The organism is Enterobacter sp. T1-1 (assembly GCF_000710795.1).
In the GTDB taxonomy this organism is placed as follows: Bacteria; Pseudomonadota; Gammaproteobacteria; order Enterobacterales; family Enterobacteriaceae; genus Enterobacter; species Enterobacter cloacae.
Genome location: NZ_JALW01000009.1, coordinates 32,162 through 50,540, shown reverse-complemented (window position 1 = coordinate 50,540; position 18,379 = coordinate 32,162). Strand labels below are relative to the sequence as shown.

General features: G+C 56.0%; 18 protein-coding genes. 13 read left to right on the top strand and 5 right to left on the bottom strand.

Annotated elements, in window-relative coordinates; translation table 11 throughout:
- Positions 1-232: 232 nt before the first annotated feature.
- Positions 233-793 carry an ADP compounds hydrolase NudE gene (gene nudE / locus AK59_RS0104665; RefSeq protein WP_029882167.1) on the top strand — a complete coding sequence of 187 codons (561 nt, stop codon included), beginning with the start codon at positions 233-235 and terminating at the stop codon, positions 791-793.
- An 82-nt stretch (positions 794-875) separates the two neighbouring features.
- Here nudE and mrcA read toward each other — a convergent pair whose 3' ends face one another.
- Positions 876-3,428, bottom strand: a complete 2,553-nt coding sequence (gene mrcA, locus AK59_RS0104660; RefSeq protein ID WP_013099079.1) for a peptidoglycan glycosyltransferase/peptidoglycan DD-transpeptidase MrcA — start codon at positions 3,426-3,428, stop codon at positions 876-878.
- A 120-nt stretch (positions 3,429-3,548) separates the two neighbouring features.
- On the opposite strand from mrcA, the gene AK59_RS0104655 reads away from it, so the two are divergent.
- The 12 genes from AK59_RS0104655 (at position 3,549) to trpS (ending at position 13,505) form a co-directional block, all read left to right on the top strand.
- Positions 3,549-4,325: a hypothetical protein gene (locus tag AK59_RS0104655; RefSeq protein ID WP_029882166.1), complete on the top strand. Its 777-nt coding sequence runs from the start codon at positions 3,549-3,551 to the stop codon at positions 4,323-4,325.
- A complete protein-coding gene (locus tag AK59_RS0104650; protein ID WP_013099077.1) occupies positions 4,322-4,810 on the top strand; it encodes a PilN domain-containing protein in 489 nt (162 codons plus the stop codon). Before AK59_RS0104655 ends, AK59_RS0104650 begins: the two co-directional genes overlap by 4 nt.
- 3 nt (positions 4,811-4,813) lie before the next feature.
- The gene (locus tag AK59_RS0104645) at positions 4,814-5,275 is read left to right on the top strand and encodes a HofO family protein (RefSeq protein ID WP_029882165.1); all 462 of its coding nucleotides are present in this window, start codon (positions 4,814-4,816) and stop codon (positions 5,273-5,275) included.
- The gene (locus AK59_RS0104640; protein WP_029882164.1) at positions 5,265-5,657 is read left to right on the top strand and encodes a HofP DNA utilization family protein; all 393 of its coding nucleotides are present in this window, start codon (positions 5,265-5,267) and stop codon (positions 5,655-5,657) included. Before AK59_RS0104645 ends, AK59_RS0104640 begins: the two co-directional genes overlap by 11 nt.
- Positions 5,572-6,807 (top strand): DNA uptake porin HofQ, encoded by a 1,236-nt coding sequence (gene hofQ, locus AK59_RS0104635; RefSeq protein WP_029882163.1) that lies wholly within the window; start codon positions 5,572-5,574, stop codon positions 6,805-6,807. Before AK59_RS0104640 ends, hofQ begins: the two co-directional genes overlap by 86 nt.
- A 286-nt stretch (positions 6,808-7,093) precedes the next feature.
- Positions 7,094-7,615 carry a shikimate kinase AroK gene (gene aroK / locus AK59_RS0104630; protein ID WP_003861630.1) on the top strand — a complete coding sequence of 174 codons (522 nt, stop codon included), beginning with the start codon at positions 7,094-7,096 and terminating at the stop codon, positions 7,613-7,615.
- A gap of 57 nt (positions 7,616-7,672) precedes the next feature.
- Positions 7,673-8,761, top strand: coding sequence for a 3-dehydroquinate synthase (gene aroB, locus AK59_RS0104625; RefSeq protein ID WP_029882162.1), 1,089 nt, complete (start codon positions 7,673-7,675; stop codon positions 8,759-8,761).
- A 92-nt stretch (positions 8,762-8,853) separates the two neighbouring features.
- A complete protein-coding gene (damX, locus tag AK59_RS0104620; protein ID WP_029882161.1) occupies positions 8,854-10,155 on the top strand; it encodes a cell division protein DamX in 1,302 nt (433 codons plus the stop codon).
- A gap of 67 nt (positions 10,156-10,222) precedes the next feature.
- Positions 10,223-11,035 carry an adenine-specific DNA-methyltransferase gene (dam, locus tag AK59_RS0104615; RefSeq protein WP_013099069.1) on the top strand — a complete coding sequence of 271 codons (813 nt, stop codon included), beginning with the start codon at positions 10,223-10,225 and terminating at the stop codon, positions 11,033-11,035.
- Between the two features lie 41 nt (positions 11,036-11,076).
- Positions 11,077-11,754 carry a ribulose-phosphate 3-epimerase gene (rpe, locus tag AK59_RS0104610; protein WP_008503032.1) on the top strand — a complete coding sequence of 226 codons (678 nt, stop codon included), beginning with the start codon at positions 11,077-11,079 and terminating at the stop codon, positions 11,752-11,754.
- The gene (gene gph, locus AK59_RS0104605; RefSeq protein ID WP_029882160.1) at positions 11,747-12,508 is read left to right on the top strand and encodes a phosphoglycolate phosphatase; all 762 of its coding nucleotides are present in this window, start codon (positions 11,747-11,749) and stop codon (positions 12,506-12,508) included. The genes rpe and gph overlap by 8 nt, the downstream gene beginning before the upstream one ends.
- On the top strand, positions 12,501-13,505 hold the full coding sequence (trpS, locus tag AK59_RS0104600; RefSeq protein WP_013099067.1) for a tryptophan--tRNA ligase: 1,005 nt from the start codon (positions 12,501-12,503) through the stop codon (positions 13,503-13,505). Before gph ends, trpS begins: the two co-directional genes overlap by 8 nt.
- Positions 13,506-13,650: 145 nt before the next feature.
- Here the strand turns inward: trpS and AK59_RS0104595 are convergent, their stop codons facing one another.
- From AK59_RS0104595 to nirB, 4 genes are all read right to left on the bottom strand, one after another.
- Entirely contained in the window at positions 13,651-13,821 is a 171-nt protein-coding gene (locus AK59_RS0104595; RefSeq protein WP_008503029.1) for a YhfL family protein, read from the bottom strand.
- Positions 13,822-13,966: 145 nt separating this feature from the next.
- A complete protein-coding gene (gene cysG, locus AK59_RS0104590) occupies positions 13,967-15,340 on the bottom strand; it encodes a siroheme synthase CysG (RefSeq protein WP_029882159.1) in 1,374 nt (457 codons plus the stop codon).
- Between the two features lie 135 nt (positions 15,341-15,475).
- Positions 15,476-15,802 (bottom strand): nitrite reductase small subunit NirD, encoded by a 327-nt coding sequence (nirD, locus tag AK59_RS0104585; RefSeq protein ID WP_013099065.1) that lies wholly within the window; start codon positions 15,800-15,802, stop codon positions 15,476-15,478.
- Positions 15,799-18,342 carry a nitrite reductase large subunit NirB gene (gene nirB, locus AK59_RS0104580; RefSeq protein WP_029882158.1) on the bottom strand — a complete coding sequence of 848 codons (2,544 nt, stop codon included), beginning with the start codon at positions 18,340-18,342 and terminating at the stop codon, positions 15,799-15,801. The genes nirD and nirB overlap by 4 nt, the downstream gene beginning before the upstream one ends.
- Positions 18,343-18,379: the final 37 nt, after the last annotated feature.

The following is an 18,379-nucleotide window of genomic DNA, read 5'->3' as shown; positions in this document are numbered from 1 at the left end:
GTCGAACTTGAGCATTCTGCAGCGCATCCCAGTGACCGATGATGATAGCAAAGCCTGTCATGGCGCGATATCAGCAAATTCCTGGAAACATTTCAACCTCTTGACATTTGTTTTGATTTGAGGATTGATTCCTGTCAGGTTGCACAAATGTAAATAAAGAACAATTGACATTGCCGAAACCGTGCGGCGTATCGCACAATAAAGTCAGTTCACACTTCAAAGACCCGTCAAGATGAGCAAACCACTACAAAAACCCACCATTCTGAGTGTTGAAACTGTCGCGAAATCCCGGCTGTTTAATGTCGAAAGTGTGGACCTGGAGTTCAGCAACGGCGTGCGTCGCGTTTATGAACGTATGCGCCCCTCATCGCGTGAAGCGGTGATGATCATCCCCATTGTTGATGACCATCTGATTTTGATCCGCGAGTATGCAGTGGGCACGGAATCTTATGAACTGGGTTTCTCGAAAGGGCTTATTGATCCGGGTGAAACGGTCTTTGAAGCAGCAAACCGCGAGCTGAAAGAAGAGGTTGGGTTTGGCGCGAAAGAGCTATCGTTTCTGAAAAAGCTGAGCATGGCTCCCTCCTATTTTTCCAGCAAAATGAACATTGTGGTGGCTGAAGATCTTTACCCTGAATCGCTGGAAGGTGACGAGCCGGAGCCGCTGCCCCAGGTTCGCTGGCCACTGGCGCACCTGATGGATTTGCTGGAAGATCCTGACTTCAATGAGGCGCGTAACGTGAGCGCGCTGTTCCTGGTGCGGGAATGGCTGAAGGGGCAGGGGCGGCTGTAGTGGCCTGATGCCCCAACCCTCTTCCACGGGAGAGGGAGCAAACACAAAAACGGCAACCCGAGGTTGCCGTTTTGCTTTGTTGTCAGAACAGCTCGTGCGTCTCGCCGTTATCAATAATCTCTGTACCCACCTCATGTACCGCCTGCGTGGTTGGCTGCGTACCTTCGATGAAATACTCCTCACGGCTATTGCCACCGTTGGCTAACTGCCCGGTGCTGCGGTCGATATTGACCGTGACCACGCCCGGCGGTGGCGTCAGTGGCTGCTCCGGCACGCCCTCAAGAACGGATTTCATATAGGCATCCCAGGCCGGTTGCGCACTTTTGGCCCCACCTTCGTAGCCGGAAATCTGATCTTTGATCGCGCCAGACGCCGTGGTGCGGCCTAAATCGCGGCGGTGATCGTCAAAACCGATCCAGACCGAGGTCACCACGCCCGGGCCGTAACCGGAGAACCAGGCATCTTTCGAGCTGTTAGTGGTCCCGGTTTTACCGCCGATATCGTGGCGCTGTAAATCACGCCCGGCACGCCAGCCGGTACCCTGCCAGCCCGGTTCACCGAAGATGTTGGTGTTCAACGCGCTCTTGATCAGGAATGACAGCGGGGTGTTGATCACATGCGGGGCATACTCCTGCGCACCGCTCTGCGCTACCAGCGCCTGGTTTGCCTGTTCCAGCTGTGGCTGCGGCACCACGCCGTTCGGCTGCTCCTGCGACACGGCGACATCTTCCATGTCCTTGTTTTCAAGCACGTCAGACTTCGGCGTATTGCCGTAAATCACCGGAATATCGCACTCCGCACAGGCAATTTTCGGTTTCGCTTCGAACAGCACACCGCCCTGGTCGTTTTCGATTTTACTGATGAAGTACGGGTCGATCAGGAAGCCGCCGTTGGCCATGACCGAATACCCCCGCGCCACCTGCAGCGGCGTGAACGATGCCGAGCCTAACGCCAGCGATTCGGTGCGCACGATGTTCTGTGCCGGGAAGCCAAAACGTTGCAGATACTCTGCCGCGTAATCGACGCCCATCGCACGCATTGCACGCACCATCACCACGTTTTTCGACTGACCCAGCCCCTGACGAAGGCGAATAGGACCTGCGTATTCCGCCGGCGAGTTCTTCGGCTGCCAGTCGGAACCGGCACCGGCATCCCAGCGAGAGATCGGCACGTCATTGAGGATACTGGCAAGCGTTAAGCCTTTATCCATCGCCGCCGTGTAGAGGAACGGTTTGATATTCGAACCGACCTGACGCAGCGCCTGCGTCGCGCGGTTGAATTTGCTCTGGTTGAAATCAAACCCACCCACCAGCGCCAGCACGGCACCGTTTTGCGGGTTAATGGAGACCAGCGCGGAGTTGACGTCTGGCACCTGCGCCAGCCACCAGGCATCGCCCACCTGACGCACCCAGATTTGTTGTCCGGTTTGTACGACATCGGTCACTTTGCGTGGCGTTGGTCCCTGTAAGGTGTCAGAGCGGTACGGACGCGCCCAGCGGATCCCGTCCATACGCAAGGAGACTGAGGTGCCATCCGCAAGCGTTGCTACGGCTTCCTGAGGCGTGGCCTGCGTCACCACCGCAGGCAGCAGCGGGCCGTAGGTAGGCAGCGCTTTCAGCGTACTGGTGATTTTTTTACTGTCCCAGGCGCTTTCGCCCACCTTCCACAGCACGTTGGACGGGCCGCGATAGCCGTGACGCATATCGTAGTCCATCACGTTATTTCTCACCGCATCCTGTGCCGCCTGCTGCCCTTTACGGGTAACCGTGGTGTATACGCGATAACCATCTTCATAGGCCTTATCCCCATAACGGCTGACCATTTCCTGGCGAACCATTTCGGTCAGATACGGGGCAGAGAAGGCGATTTCTGGCGCATGGTAGTTGGCGTCGATGACATCGTTGCGTGCCTGCTCATATTCACTCTGGCTGATGTAGCCTTCGCTCAGCATACGTGACAGAACGACATTGCGACGTGCGGTGGCGCGATCGAGCGAGTAGAGCGGGTTAAACGTGGACGGGGCTTTAGGCAGGCCGGCAATGGTCGCCATTTCGCTTAAGGTCAGTTGCTCCACGGGCTTGCCGAAGTACACCTGTGCCGCAGCACCCACGCCATAGGCGCGATAACCGAGATAGATCTTGTTGAGGTAAAGCTCAAGGATTTCGTCTTTACTCAGCAACTGCTCAATGCGGATCGCGAGGAACACCTCTTTTATCTTACGGATCAGCGTCTTTTCAGGGCTGAGGAAGAAGTTACGCGCCAGCTGCTGCGTAATGGTACTTGCCCCCTGAGAGGCATGCCCGGAGAACAGCGCAACGCTTGCGGCACGGAAAATCCCCACCGGGTCAACGCCGTGGTGCTCGTAAAAACGGCTGTCCTCTGTGGCGATGAAGGCCTTCACCATCACAGGGGGAATTTGGTTTAAGGTCAGCGGGATACGGCGTTTTTCGCCGTACTGCGCCATCAGCTCGCCGTCGGCGCTGTAGACCTGCATTGGGATCTGGAGCCGCACATCACGAAGCGTAGCGACATCAGGTAGCTGCGGCTCAATATATTTGTACAAACCATAAATCGAGCCTGCTCCCAGCAGAATGCAACACACTGCAAGGATTAATAAATACTTTACGAACTTCACCGGAGATTTCCCATCTGGTTTCACTTGGGCAGTTTCTAAACAATCGCGCGGTAGTATAAAGGCAAGCCTGATTCATTGATATAGCCGTCACGGCGACGGGCGATAAGGAGATCGTGAAGCATGGCTTTCAAAACATGGCAAACGGGCGTTCATATTCAACAAGATAGGGTGCTGATTGTCGCGCTGGTTCGTGAGCGTCTCAGTTGGTGTCTGCGCCGCTGGTGGGCGATACCGCTGACGGAAGGCATCATCCTCGACGGGAAAATTTGTCAGCCAGAACAATTGCTTGACGCATTACGCGGCTGGCGGCGTACGTTGCCGCATCAGCACCGGGTGTTTCTCTCATTTCCGGCGGCGCGTACCCTGCAAAGATCGTTGCCCCGCCCGGCTATCGCCCTGCGCGACAGCGAACAGCTCTCCTGGCTAGGGGCTGCGCTCTCGCGTGAGCTGGAGATGTCCCCTGATGCGCTGTGCTTCGATTACGCGCAGGACACGTTCAGCAACACATTTCATGTCACCGCTGCGCAAAACAAAGAGGTTGAAACACTACTGACGCTCGCGAAAACGCTGCATTTACGGCTGGTGACGATTACCCCGGATGCCAGCGCGCTGGCAAATTTTCTTCCTGCGGTGGCACCAGCGCAGTGTGTCGCGTGGCGAGACGAACATCAGTGGTTGTGGGCAATGCGCCACCAGTGGGGGCGCCGCTTCGCTACCGAGGCCAAAAGCGTGGCTGAACTGGCGGCACTGCTGGCTCTCGCGCCGGACGATATCGCGCTGTTTGATAGCCAGCGCGACCCGTGGGAGTTCGTCTCTCGCTGTCAGCCCCCGCTGCCGGAGTGTGGTGCCGATTATACCGTCGCGCTGGCGCTGGCCATGAGCGAGGTGCCTGAATGAGCATGACCAATCTTCTTCCGTGGCGACAGCAACGACGCGCGCGCCGCGTGCGGTTCTGGGGAGGGCTGTCTGCGGCCACCTGTATTCTGACGCTGGCAACGGTCTTCAGTCTGAGCATGCACGCCCACCTGAAACTGCACGCCCTGCAGGCTGAACTGGCGGGCATGCAGACCGTGCAGCGCGCGCTGTCTTCTCGTCTACCTCTTGCCACACCCGCTCCCACGCGCCAGCCACAGCGTATGGCGTGGCACCCGGTGCTGGCGTCACTCTCCGATGCCATTCCGGCGCAGGCATGGTTCACTGAGCTTCGTTACCAACCGCCCTCTTTGATGATTAACGGCTATGCCTCAGCACTGCCCGCCCTGTCGGCAATGGGTGATGCTCTGCGACAAATAGCGGGTTTTACCCCTGGGTCAGCAGGGGAGATACGGCAGGATAATCACGGGCGCTGGATGTTCACTTTTCAGCTCACAGGCCAGGGGTAACGTGTGAACAGAATATTTGAACGCTGGTGTGAGAGCCGTCGCCGGTACCTGCTCCTGTGCGGTGGGCTGGGCGTTGCCTTGTTGTGGGGAACCGCATGGGGCCTGTTCCTGAGGCCGCTTAATTCACAGCTTGCTGCGCTTCAGAAGCAAATGGCCGACGCCGTACAGCGCCATGCGACGCTCTGGCCTGTCGCCAGCAACGCGCCGCGCCGGACACCTGAGCCTGACGCACGCCCGGTGGTGCGCTTTTCCCCGCTGGATTTTCAGGCTGATGGCGCAACGCTGGTGCACTGGAAACCCCTTCCGGGCGGTGGAGAGCTGGCGCTGGATGCCGAGTGGCCAGCAATCCTGACGGTTTTCGCCCGGCTGGCGCAGCAAGATGTCCGGATTGCCGCCTTTACGCTTGCGCCTCAGGGCGCGGCGTTACGTCTGCGAGTGCAACTGGAGCTAGACCATGCGAAATAGCCTGCGCTACCTGCTGGTTTGCTCAGTGCTGTTACTCACCGGGATGCGCGATCCGTTTCATCCGCCCGACGATCCCTGTGCCGTTGGCGAGCTGACGCAGTGGCACTATCGCGGCATGGTCGGCGGGGTTGGCCTGTTGCAGGACGGGAAACAGCGCTGGTATCGCCTGCACTTAGAGGAACGTTTACCGGCGGGCTGGCGGGTCAGCGCAATGAATGAGACGCAACTCGTCGTAGACGTGGGTGAAACCTGTGAGCCAGCGCAATGGACGTGGCAACGAGAAGGAACGAAAAAATATGAATTTAAGGATAACGCTGCTGTTACTGACGATCGTCACTCCGCTGGCCGCCGCACCGAAGCCGGTCACGCTGGTGGTGGATGACGTTCCTGTGGTTCAGGTCCTGCAGGCGCTGGTGGCGCAGGAGAATCGTAATCTGGTGGTGTCACCCGACGTAAGCGGCACTTTATCGCTCAGTCTGACGCATGTTCCGTGGCGACAGGCCTTACAGACGGTGATCGCCAGCGCAGGGCTGGTTCTGCGCGAGGAGGGCGGCATTTTCTATGTCAATACGGCGGCCTGGCAGCGCGAACAGCAGGAGCGTAAAGCACAGGACCGGGCCCGCAGGCAGCTTGAGGCTCCGCTGCTCTCGCAAAGCATTTCGTTTTCATACGCAGATGCCGGGGAGCTGCAAAACGCAGCGGAGAAACTGCTCAGTCCGAAGGGCAGTCTGTCTCTTGATAAACGCACCAACCGGCTGCTGGTCAGGGATAATAAAGCCGTACTGGAGACGCTACAGCGCTGGGCAACACAGATGGATATTCCCGTCGAGCAGGTCGAACTGGCGGCGCATATCGTCACCATCAACGAAAAAAGTCTGCGGGAGCTGGGGGTGAAATGGAATCTTGCCGAGGCCACTGAAGTGGGCAAGGTTGGGCAAATGACAACCCTTGGCAGTGATTTGTCCGTGGCCAGCGCCACCAGCCATGTGGGGTTTAACATCGGGCGTATTAACGGCAGGCTGCTGGATCTGGAGCTGTCAGCACTGGAGCAAAAACAGCAGGTCGATATCATCGCCAGCCCGCGACTGCTCGCCTCACACATGCAGCCAGCCAGTATCAAACAGGGCAGTGAGATCCCATACCAGGTCTCCAGCGGGGAGAGTGGGGCCACCTCTGTGGAGTTCAAAGAGGCGGTATTAGGCATGGAGGTCACCCCAGTGGTACTGCCGGGTGGGCGCGTGCGTCTGAAATTACATATCAGTGAAAATATGCCGGGGCAGGTGTTGCAACAGGCCGATGGCGAAACGCTGGCTATCGACAAACAAGAAATAGAGACTCAGGTGGAGGTAAAAAGTGGAGAAACGCTGGCGCTGGGCGGTATTTTCTCGCAAAAGAATAAAACCGGGAGTGATAGCGTACCCGGGCTCGGTAAAATCCCCTGGCTTGGGCAGCTTTTTCGTCATGACGGTAAAGACAACGAACGGCGTGAATTAGTGGTGTTTATAACACCACGTCTGGTGGCTATTCACTGACGGGTAACGATCCCCGCAATGATTTTGCATTCAGTTTGTTGCAGATGTTTGACGTGGGGCATGAATTAGCATACAAGGAGTACCGATTTGAGTTGGACTGACGTCTTGTTGTCTTATGCGTCTGGTGCGGTGATTTAATCAGTTGCCAAACAAGCCGGAGTATTGAGATAATTTTTAGTCTGACTCTCGCTCTATTGCATATGAGGTTTCAGTTCATGTCCTGCTACGCCGGGTGTCTGCGAAGCGGGGATTACCATTAACGAATAGTCTTAGTAGTACCGAAAAAATGGCAGAGAAACGCAATATCTTTCTGGTTGGGCCTATGGGTGCCGGCAAAAGCACTATTGGGCGTCAGTTAGCTCAACAACTCAATATGGAATTTTACGATTCTGATCAAGAGATTGAGAAACGAACCGGAGCTGATGTGGGCTGGGTCTTCGATGTAGAAGGCGAAGAAGGTTTCCGTGACCGAGAAGAAAAAGTGATCAACGAACTCACGGAAAAACAGGGCATCGTGCTGGCGACCGGCGGCGGTTCTGTAAAATCTCGCGAAACCCGCAACCGTCTCTCCGCCCGTGGCGTAGTGGTCTATCTTGAGACGACCATTGAAAAACAGCTGGCACGTACGCAGCGCGATAAAAAGCGCCCGCTGCTGCAGGTTGAAACGCCACCACGCGAAGTTCTGGAAGCGTTGGCCGATGAACGCAATCCTCTGTACGAAGAGATTGCTGATGTGACCATTCGTACTGATGATCAGAGCGCTAAAGTGGTTGCAAACCAGATTATTCATATGCTGGAAAGCAACTGATTCTGGCTTTATATACACTCGCCTGCGGGTAAAAGCATTAAAGGTGGATGTCGCGTCATGGAGAGGATTACAGTTACTCTCGGGGAACGTAGTTACCCTATCACCATCGCGGCTGGTTTGTTTAACGACCCAGCTTCCTTTTTACCACTGAAAGCGGGTGATCAGGCGATGCTGGTCACCAATGAGACGCTGGCTCCGCTTTATCTTGACCGCGTTCGCCACCTGCTTGAGCAGGCAGGCGTGAAGGTCGACAGTGTAATTCTGCCCGATGGCGAGCAGTATAAAAGCCTGACGGTACTGGATACCGTCTTTACCGCATTGCTGCAAAAACCCCATGGTCGCGATACGACACTGCTTGCTCTTGGCGGCGGTGTTGTGGGCGATCTGACGGGCTTTGCGGCAGCAAGCTATCAACGTGGTGTCCGTTTTATTCAGATTCCGACCACCTTACTGTCTCAGGTCGACTCTTCCGTTGGCGGCAAAACCGCGGTCAACCATCCGCTCGGCAAAAACATGATTGGCGCGTTCTACCAGCCTGCTTCGGTGGTGGTGGATCTCGACTGTCTGAAAACCCTGCCAGCACGCGAACTGGCCTCTGGCCTGGCTGAAGTGATCAAATACGGCATTATTCTCGACGGCGAGTTCTTTAACTGGCTGGAAGAGAATATGGATGCGCTGCTGCGCCTGGATGAGGCTAAACTGGCATACTGCATTCGCCGTTGTTGTGAGCTGAAAGCAGAAGTTGTTGCAGCAGACGAGCGTGAAACGGGCTTACGTGCTTTACTGAATCTTGGGCATACGTTTGGCCACGCGATTGAAGCCGAAATGGGTTACGGAAACTGGCTCCACGGTGAAGCTGTCGCTGCTGGCATGGTGATGGCTGCCCGTACCTCCGAACGTCTGGGTCAGTTCAAACCAGAAGAGACGGCACGTATCATCGCACTGCTGGAACGTGCTGGCTTGCCGGTAACCGGGCCGCAGGAGATGTCGGCGCAAGCGTATTTACCCCACATGATGCGCGATAAAAAAGTATTGGCAGGTGAGATGCGTCTTGTACTCCCGCTTGCAATAGGGAAGAGTGAAGTGCGCGGCGGAGTGCCGCACGATGTCGTTCTTGGCGCTATCGCTGATTGTCAGCAGGCGTAACAACTAGAAAGGTCAGGCCACTGTTACCGGTGGTCGTTTAGCTTCAGGCGAAATGCAAAGTCGTTGGCATAAGCCTTTGAGTGGGGTGTTAAATGGATGAATTCAAACCAGAAGACGAGCTGAAACCCGATCCCAGCGATCGTCGTACTGGTCGTTCTCGTCAATCTTCAGAACGTGATAACGAGCCGCAGATCAACTTTGACGATGTTGATCTGGATGCAGACGATCGTCGCCCTTCACGTAGCCGCAATGCGCGTGATGAGCGAGAAGAAGAGGATTATGAGTCCGAAGAAGATTCAATGGACGAAGAGCCAGTAGAGCGTCGCCCGCGTAAACGTAAAAAAGCGGCCGCGCAGAAACCAGCCTCCCGCCAGTACATCATGATGGGACTGGGCGTTCTGGTGCTTGTGCTGCTGATTGTCGGCATTGGCTCCGCGCTGAAAGCGCCTTCCACGAATTCTGGCGAGCAAACGGCTTCCACTGAGAAGAGCATCAACCTCTCCGGTAACGATGCGGCAGATCAGGCAAATGGTGCACAGCCAGCGCCGGGGACCACCTCCGCAGAGCAGACCGCCAGTAACACAACGACGCCGCAGGATGTTTCCCTGCCGCCAGTCTCTTCTACCCCCGCTCAGAATCAGGCACCTGCCACGCCAGAAGGCCAGCAGCGTGTAGAAGTTCAGGGCGATCTGAACAACGCGCTGATGCAGCCGCAAAACCAGCAGCAGGTGGATAACGTCGTGGTGAACTCTACGCTGCCAACTGAACCTGCAACCGTTGCGCCTGTTCGCGGTGGCAACGCTCAGCCACAAACCGCAGCAACGGAAAGCAAGCCGCGTCAGACTCAGACTGCACCACGTCAGGAACGTAAGCAGGCGGTCATTGAACCTAAGCGTGAAACCAAACCTCAGGCTGTGGTAAAAGCACCAGAAGTCAAAGCAACCCCGGTGCAGCCGAAACGGACTGAAACCGCTGCGGCAAGCGAGCCTGCAAAAGCGCCAGTGACGCAGACTGCACCGAAAGCCACGGCCACCACCACTGCACCTGCGGCGACAACGGCTCCAGCTGCAACCGCCACAGCATCGGCTGGCACAACCGGTAAAACGACGGGTAACGTCGGTTCACTGAAATCTGCGCCATCCAGTAACTACACGCTGCAGCTGAGCAGTTCGTCCAACTATGACAACCTCAACGGTTGGGCGAAGAAATCGAATCTGAAAAACTACGTGGTTTATCAGACGACCCGTAACGGGCAGCCGTGGTATGTGCTGGTGAGCGGTGTGTATGCTTCTAAAGATGAAGCGAAACGTGCCGTGGCGACACTGCCAGCAGACGTTCAGGCGAAAAACCCGTGGGCGAAGCCCATTCATCAGGTTCAGGCCGATCTTAAGTAATGTTTAAAGCGCAGGATGCTGTCGGAGCTTTCTCCACAGCCGGAGAAGGTGTAATCAGTTAGTCAGCATGAAAAAAAATCGCGCTTTTCTGAAATGGGCAGGGGGGAAATACCCCCTGCTTGATGATATTAAAAAGCACCTGCCTAAAGGCGAGTGTCTTATCGAGCCCTTTGTGGGCGCAGGATCGGTGTTCCTGAACACCGATTTTTCTCGTTATATCCTGGCGGATATCAACAGCGATCTCATCAGCCTCTATAACATCGTCAAACTGCGTACCGATGAGTATGTGGAAGAGGCGCGCAAGCTGTTTACGCCCGAGAACAATCACCCGGATGTTTACTACCAGCTGCGCACTGAGTTTAACCAGAGCCAGGATCCGTTCCGTCGGGCACTGTTGTTCCTCTATCTCAACCGCCATGGTTACAACGGCCTGTGCCGGTATAATCTGCGTGGGGAATTCAACGTGCCGTTTGGCCGCTATAAGCGCCCTTACTTCCCGCAGGACGAGCTGTATCACTTTGCTGAAAAAGCGCAGAATGCAGAATTCCACTGCCTCTCATATGAAGAGTGTATGGAACTGGCGGGCGTAGACTCGGTGGTTTACTGCGATCCGCCTTACGCCCCGCTGTCTGCGACGGCGAATTTTACCGCCTATCACACCAACAGCTTCAGTCCGGCCGAGCAGGCCCGTCTGGCGGAGATGGCGGAAAAGCTGGTCAGCAAAAGAATTCCGGTGTTAATTTCGAATCACGATACCCCTGATACGCGCGAATGGTACAAAGCCGCGAAGCATTTTCAGGTCAAAGTGCGGCGTAGCATTAGCAGCAACGGCGGCACACGTAAAAAGGTGGACGAACTCCTGGCTCTTTATCGCCCCTGAGCCGTTTTGCCCGCCGGTAAACACATTTCAAGGAGATGCGGATGAAACAGTTTTTGATTGCTCCCTCAATTCTGTCGGCCGATTTTGCCCGCCTGGGTGAGGACACTGCTAACGCGCTCGCCGCGGGTGCGGATGTCGTCCATTTCGACGTTATGGATAACCACTACGTTCCTAATCTGACCATTGGCCCCATGGTGCTCAAGGCGCTGCGTAACTACGGTATTACCGCGCCCATTGACGTCCATCTGATGGTGAAACCGGTTGACCGCATCGTGCCTGATTTTGCCGCGGCGGGCGCCAGTATCATTACTTTCCACCCGGAAGCGTCTGAACACGTTGACCGCACGCTGCAGCTGATTAAAGAAAACGGCTGTAAAGCGGGCCTGGTCTTTAACCCGGCAACGCCGCTGAGCTATCTCGACTATGTGATGGATAAGCTGGACGTTATCTTGCTGATGTCCGTTAACCCGGGCTTTGGCGGGCAGTCATTCATTCCTCACACGCTCGATAAACTGCGTGAAGTGCGCCGTCGTATTGATGAGTCAGGTTATGACATCCGTCTGGAAGTGGATGGTGGCGTGAAGGTGAATAACATTGGTGAAATTGCGGCTGCGGGCGCGGATATGTTCGTTGCAGGTTCGGCAATTTTCGACCAACCGGATTACAAAAAAGTTATAGATGAAATGCGCCGCGAGCTGGCGAAGGTAAGTCATGGATAAATTGCAGGCAACCCGGGGTATTGCATTTGACCTCGATGGCACGCTGGTTGACAGCGCGCCGGGCTTAACGAGCGCCGTCGACCAGGCGCTGTATGCCCTTGAACTGCCCGTCGCGGGCGAAGATCGCGTCGTGACGTGGATTGGTAATGGCGCAGATGTCCTGATGGAGCGCGCCCTGACGTGGGCTCGCCAGGAGCGTGCGTCACAACGTTCCGCACAGGGTAAACCGAGCGTTGATCACGCGGATATCCCGCAGGAAGAACAACTGCGTATTCTGCGCAAACTGTTTGACCGTTTCTACGCAGAAACCGTTGAAGAAGGCAGCTTCCTGTTCCCGGACGTGAAGGAAACGCTGAGCGCGCTGCATGCGAAAGGCATTCCGTTGGGGCTGGTTACCAACAAGCCGACGCCGTTTGTTGCGCCATTGCTGGACGCACTGGATATCGCGAAATACTTCACCGTGATTGTGGGCGGTGATGACGTACAGAATAAAAAGCCGCACCCGGAACCGCTGTTGCTGGTGGCAGGAAAATTATCCTTAACACCTGCTGAGCTGCTCTTTGTCGGTGATTCACGCAATGATATTCTGGCTGCCAGAGCGGCGGGTTGTCCCTCCGTGGGGTTAACTTATGGCTACAACTACGGTGAGGCCATTACCCTGAGTGAGCCGGACGTCGTGTTCGATCGCTTCAAAGATTTGTTGCCCGCACTCGGGCTTTCATACAGTGAACATCAGGAATTGAAAAATGACTAAGCCCATCGTTTTTAGTGGCGCCCAGCCGTCAGGTGAATTGACCATTGGTAACTACATGGGTGCGTTACGTCAGTGGGTTAGCATGCAGGATGACTACCATTGCATTTACTGCATTGTGGATCTGCATGCTATTACCGCCCGTCAGGATCCTGAGAAGCTGCGTAAAGCCACGCTGGACACCCTGGCGCTCTATCTGGCCTGCGGGATCGATCCTGAAAAGAGCACCATCTTCGTTCAGTCTCACGTGCCGGAGCATGCACAGCTTGGCTGGGCGCTGAACTGCTACACCTACTTTGGTGAACTGAGCCGCATGACGCAGTTCAAGGATAAATCCGCGCGCTATTCCGAGAACATTAACGCCGGTCTGTTTGACTATCCGGTGCTGATGGCGGCTGACATTCTACTGTATCAGACTAACCAGGTACCGGTGGGTGAAGACCAGAAGCAACATCTTGAACTGAGCCGTGATATCGCCCAGCGCTTTAATGCCCTGTATGGCGAAGTGTTCAAAGTGCCAGAGCCATTTATTCCAAAATCTGGTGCACGCGTGATGTCGCTGCTGGAGCCGACCAAAAAGATGTCCAAGTCTGACGATAACCGCAACAACGTTATCGGCCTGCTGGAAGATCCGAAATCGGTGGTTAAAAAGCTCAAGCGTGCCGTGACCGACTCCGACGAGCCGCCTGTTGTGCGCTACGATGTACAGAACAAAGCGGGGGTTTCCAACCTGCTGGATATCCTCTCCGGTGTGACCGGCCAGAGCATTCCTGAGCTGGAGCAGCACTTTGAAGGCAAGATGTACGGCCACCTGAAAGGCGAAGTGGCGGATGCCGTTTCCGGTATGCTGACCGAGCTGCAGGAGCGTTATCACCGCTACCGTAACGATGAAGCCTTCCTGCAGAAGGTGATGAAAGAGGGCGCTGAAAAAGCCAGCGCGCGCGCGTCAGAAACCCTGAAAGCGGTGTACGAAGCGATTGGGTTTGTGGGTAAGCCGTAGGTAAAAGCAAAACGGTAACGACGTTACCGTTTTTAGGGTTTGTACCCTCTCCCTGTGGGAGAGGGCCAGGGTGAGGGCATCACGCCGCACTTTTCTAAACAAAAAAACCGGGGAATCCCCGGTTTTTTTACACCTGTAAAACAGCTTACTGCTGTGCCGCCGGGCCACAACCCCCGATGATCTTCGAAATGGAGATCGCCGGGTGCAGCAGGTAATCGTAGCTGCAGTTATTTTTGGTGTTTTGCACGTGGCCGGTGCAGGCCGTCAGAGTCGATAACAGGCCTACCAGAACGGCAGCTTTAGCCAGTTTGAACATACGCATTCCTTGTCTTAAAAAAACTAAATTGGATGTAACACGAGGGAATAAATGGAAAAGTTCCATTTCGCGGGAGGTATGTTATCGACAGCAGTAACAGGGGAGTAGTCCGGTTAAGGACTACTCGAAGAGGGGAGAATATGCGCTAGTGATTTGAGAACCAGTTGAGTTTATCGCGCAGTTCAACCACGCGGCCGACAATAATCAGCGCCGGGCTTTCAACCTGCTGCGCCAGCTCACCCAGCTGTGTCAGCACGCTATTTACCACGCGCTGCTTAATGGAGGTGCCGTTTTCCACCAGTGCGACGGGCATATCCGTTTCCATGCCGTGTTCCAGTAATTTCGCCTGGATCGTAGCGGCCTGATTCAGCCCCATATAGAAGACCAGCGTCTGCTTTTCGGCGGCCAGGTTGTGCCAGTCCAGTTCGCTGCCGGTTTTCAGGTGCCCCGTCACCAGACGCACGCTCTGCGCGTAATCACGATGGGTCAATGGAATACCGGAGTATGCCGAACAGCCAGATGCTGCCGTAATGCCAGGCACCACAGAGAACGGAATACCTGCGTTGCACAGGGTTTCCAGTTCCTCGCCGCCGCGACCAAAGATAAACGGATCCCCGCCCTTCAGGCGCACCACACGTTTTCCTTTTTGCGCTTCTCTCAGCAGGATCTGATTAATCTCTTCCTGCGGCACGCAGTGATAACCCGCACGTTTACCCACAAACACCCGGTCCGCATCGCGACGTACCAGATTCATGATCTCATCGGAGACCAGACGGTCATACACAACGGTATCGGCCTGCTGGATCTGCTGGAGTCCTTTCAGCGTCAGTAATCCCGCATCACCGGGGCCTGCGCCTACCAGAACCACCTCGCCACGATGATCCAGCGGTTCAGAGAGTAACTGCTCGGTCGTCTCTTCAACCGCCTTCACGTCCTGATTGGCCAGCGACTGGGCCAGCCGGTCATTGACGAAGAATTTTTCCCAGAAGCGACGGCGCTCGCCCACGGTCGCGAAGGTTTGCTTCACTCGTGAACGCAGTTGCCCTGCATAGTGGGCAATTTGCCCAAGATGTTGCGGCAGCAGTGCTTCCAGTTTTTCCCGCAGCAGGCGGGCGAGAACCGGCGAGCGGCCACCTGACGACACCGCAATCATCAGCGGTGAACGGTCGATTATCGACGGCATGATAAAGCTGGCTTCTTTCGGCGCATCCACCACGTTGCAGAATATACGGCGCGCTTCGCAGGCATCGCTAACGCGCTGATTCACTTCATCGTCATCCGTCGCGGCAATAGTCAGCCAGCAGGTATCCAGCAGGGACTCGTTAAACTCCCCCTGATTCAGCGTGAGCATCCCTTCCTTCGCCCAGGCTTCAAACTGTGGTGCGAAGGCGAGGGCGTTAACCGTAAGACGGGCACCTGCCTCTAACAGCAAGCGGGCTTTGCGTTCAGCCACATCGCCGCCACCCACAAGCAGGCAGTCGCGATGGCGTAATTGACAGAAAATCGGCAGGTGGTTCACGACATTACCTCACAGCATTCATGGAGGGGGTAAGAATTGACGTCAGAATAACAGCAGGAATCGCCGGAAACATACGGTTTTTCCTGCCGTTACCCATAAGGGGTCATAAGCCTTTCCTATAGGAAAGGCGGGGGGTTAGGCTTTTAACTGCACCTGGCCGTCCTTCACGCGAACGTCGTAGTGCTTCACCGAGTAGCTTTCATCTTCCATGCACAATCCGTCGCTTAAACGGAAACGCTGTTTTTTCAGCGGACTGGCGACCCACAGTTCACCCTGATGCTCGGCAATCAGCCCGCGGGAGAGGACGCTGGCCTCAAAAAACGGGTCGATATTGCTGATGGCAAAAACCTGTTCGTCGTGGCGAGGGCGGAAAATCGCGACCTGCTCGTTTCCCAGCAGCGCACAGACGCCGGTTGCCGGCAGAATGTCGTTAATGTTGCAGATGTTTACCCACTGGCTCATGCGTTTTCCTCCACCAGCGTCACCGGAATACGTTCATAAGGTGTCGCCGGACGATGCTGTTCGCGCTCTGCTACTACCTGCACGTTCGGGTCGCGCTGGGTGCTGTTGATGAAGTGTTTGAAGCGTGTCTGTGCCGCTGGCGTGTTGACGGTTTCCGTCCACTCGCAAATCACCGCCGCGCGCAGGCGCGCCATCTCCGCTTCCAGATGTTCGTTCAGGCCCAGCTTATCGTCGATGATGACCGACTTCAGGTAGTCGATGCCACCCTCCAGATTATCCAGCCAGGAAGCGGTACGGGTCAGTTTGTCGGCGGTACGGATGTAGAACATCATGAAGCGGTCGAGATACTGAATCAGCGTGTCGTGGTCAAGATCGGCCGCCAGCAGGTCAGCGTGGCGTGGTTTCATCCCGCCGTTACCGCAGACGTACAGGTTCCAGCCTTTCTCGGTGGCGATGATCCCCACGTCTTTCCCCTGCGCTTCGGCACATTCACGGGTACAGCCGGAGACGCCGAACTTCATTTTGTGCGGGGTACGAATGCCTTTGTAGCGGTTTTCCAGCTCGACGCCGAAGCCCACGCTGTCGCCCACGCCGTAGCGGCACCAGGTGCTGCCCACGCAGGTTTTTGCCATGCGCAGCGCTTTGGCATACGCGTGACCGGTTTCGAAGCCCGCCTCAATCAGCTGACGCCAGATCTCCGGCAGGTCATCTTTCTGTGCACCAAACAGGCCGATACGCTGGGAACCGGTGATTTTGGTGTAGAGGTTAAATTCACGCGCGATACGGCCCACGGCCACCAGCCCTTCCGGGGTGATTTCACCGCCCGCAGAGCGTGGGATAACGGAGTAAGTCCCGTCTTTCTGGATATTTGCCAGGAAGTTGTCGTTGGTGTCCTGCAGCGGCGTATGTTCTGATTTGAGGATGTACTCATTCCAGCAGGAGGCCAGCAGGGAGCCGACGGTCGGTTTACACACTTCGCAGCCATAGCCCTGGCCGTGCTTGGCCAGCAGTTCGTCGAAGGATTTAATGCCTTCCACGCGGATCAGGTGATACAGCTCCTGGCGAGAGTACGCGAAGTGCTCGCACAGGTTGTTGTTCACTTCGATGCCCTGTTTCGCCAGTTCGGCGTTCAGCACCTGAGTGACCAGAGGAATACAGCCGCCGCAGCCGGTCCCGGCTTTGGTTTCCGCTTTCAGCGCCGCAACGGTGTGACAGCCTTTGTTGATGGCGGAGATCAACATGCCTTTGGTGACGTCGAAGCAGGAGCAGATCTGCGCGCTGTCCGGCAGTTTATCGACGCCGATAGACGGCTTGCCGCTGGAAGCGTGCGCCGGGAGGATCAGCGCGTCCGGATTCTCCGGCAGTTCGATGGCGTTCAGCACCAGTTGCAGCAGGTTGCCGTAGTCGCTGGTGTCGCCCACCAGCACCGCGCCGAGCAGGGTTTTGTTGTCCTGGCTGACGATCAGGCGTTTATAGATCTCTTTGCTCTCGTCGAGATAAACGTAGCTGCGCGCGCCCGGCGTGCGGCCATGCGCATCGCCGATGCCGCCCACGTCCACGCCCAGGAGCTTCAGCTTGGCGCTCAAGTCCGCGCCTTCGAAGGCGTTTTCGTTTCCGAGGATATGGTCAACGGCGACCTGTGCCATTTTATAGCCCGGCGCCACCAGACCGTACACGCGGTTATTCCAGCTGGCACATTCGCCGATAGCATAGATATCCGGGTCGGAGGTCTGGCAGGTATCGTTCACCATGATCCCGCCGCGCTGGGCAACCGCCAGACCGCACTGGGTGGCCAGCTTGTCGCGTGGACGAATACCGGTGGAGAAGACGATAAAGTCGACTTCGAGCTCGCTGCCGTCGGCAAAGCGCATGGTTTTACGCGCTTCGGTGCCTTCCTGCACAATCTCTTTGGTGTTTTTGCTGGTGTGGACTTTCACGCCCATGCTTTCAATCTTACGGCGCAGCTGATCGCCACCCATGTGGTCCAGCTGTTCGGCCATCAGCATCGGGGCAAATTCGATGACGTGCGTTTCAACGCCGAGGTTTTTCAACGCTCCGGCTGCTTCCAGACCCAGCAGGCCGCCCCCGACCACTGCGCCGCGTTTACTGCGACGTGCGCAGGATTCGATGGCGTTGAGATCTTCAATGGTACGGTAAACGAAGCAATCCTGTGTTTCCGAACCTTTGATAGGCGGGATCCACGGATATGAGCCAGTCGCCATGATCAGCTTGTCGTAAAAAACCGTACGGCCAGCGCTGGAGTGGATCACTTTCTCCTGACGGTTGATGGTGATAGCGCGTTCGCCCACCAGCACTTTTACGCCATGCTTCTCATAGAAACCTTCACGCACCAGAGAGAGCTCTTCGGCGGTATGATGGGAGAAGTAGGAAGACAAGTGCACACGGTCGTACGCCTTGCGGGGTTCTTCACAGAACACGGTAATATCGAACTGCTCAGCGCTGGCTTTATCGAGAAGATCCTCAATAAAGCGGTGGCCGACCATGCCGTTACCGATGATAGCGAGTCTGACTTTGCTCATTTTTGCCTCGATTTCTTTTCTATTACTGCCTACCTTA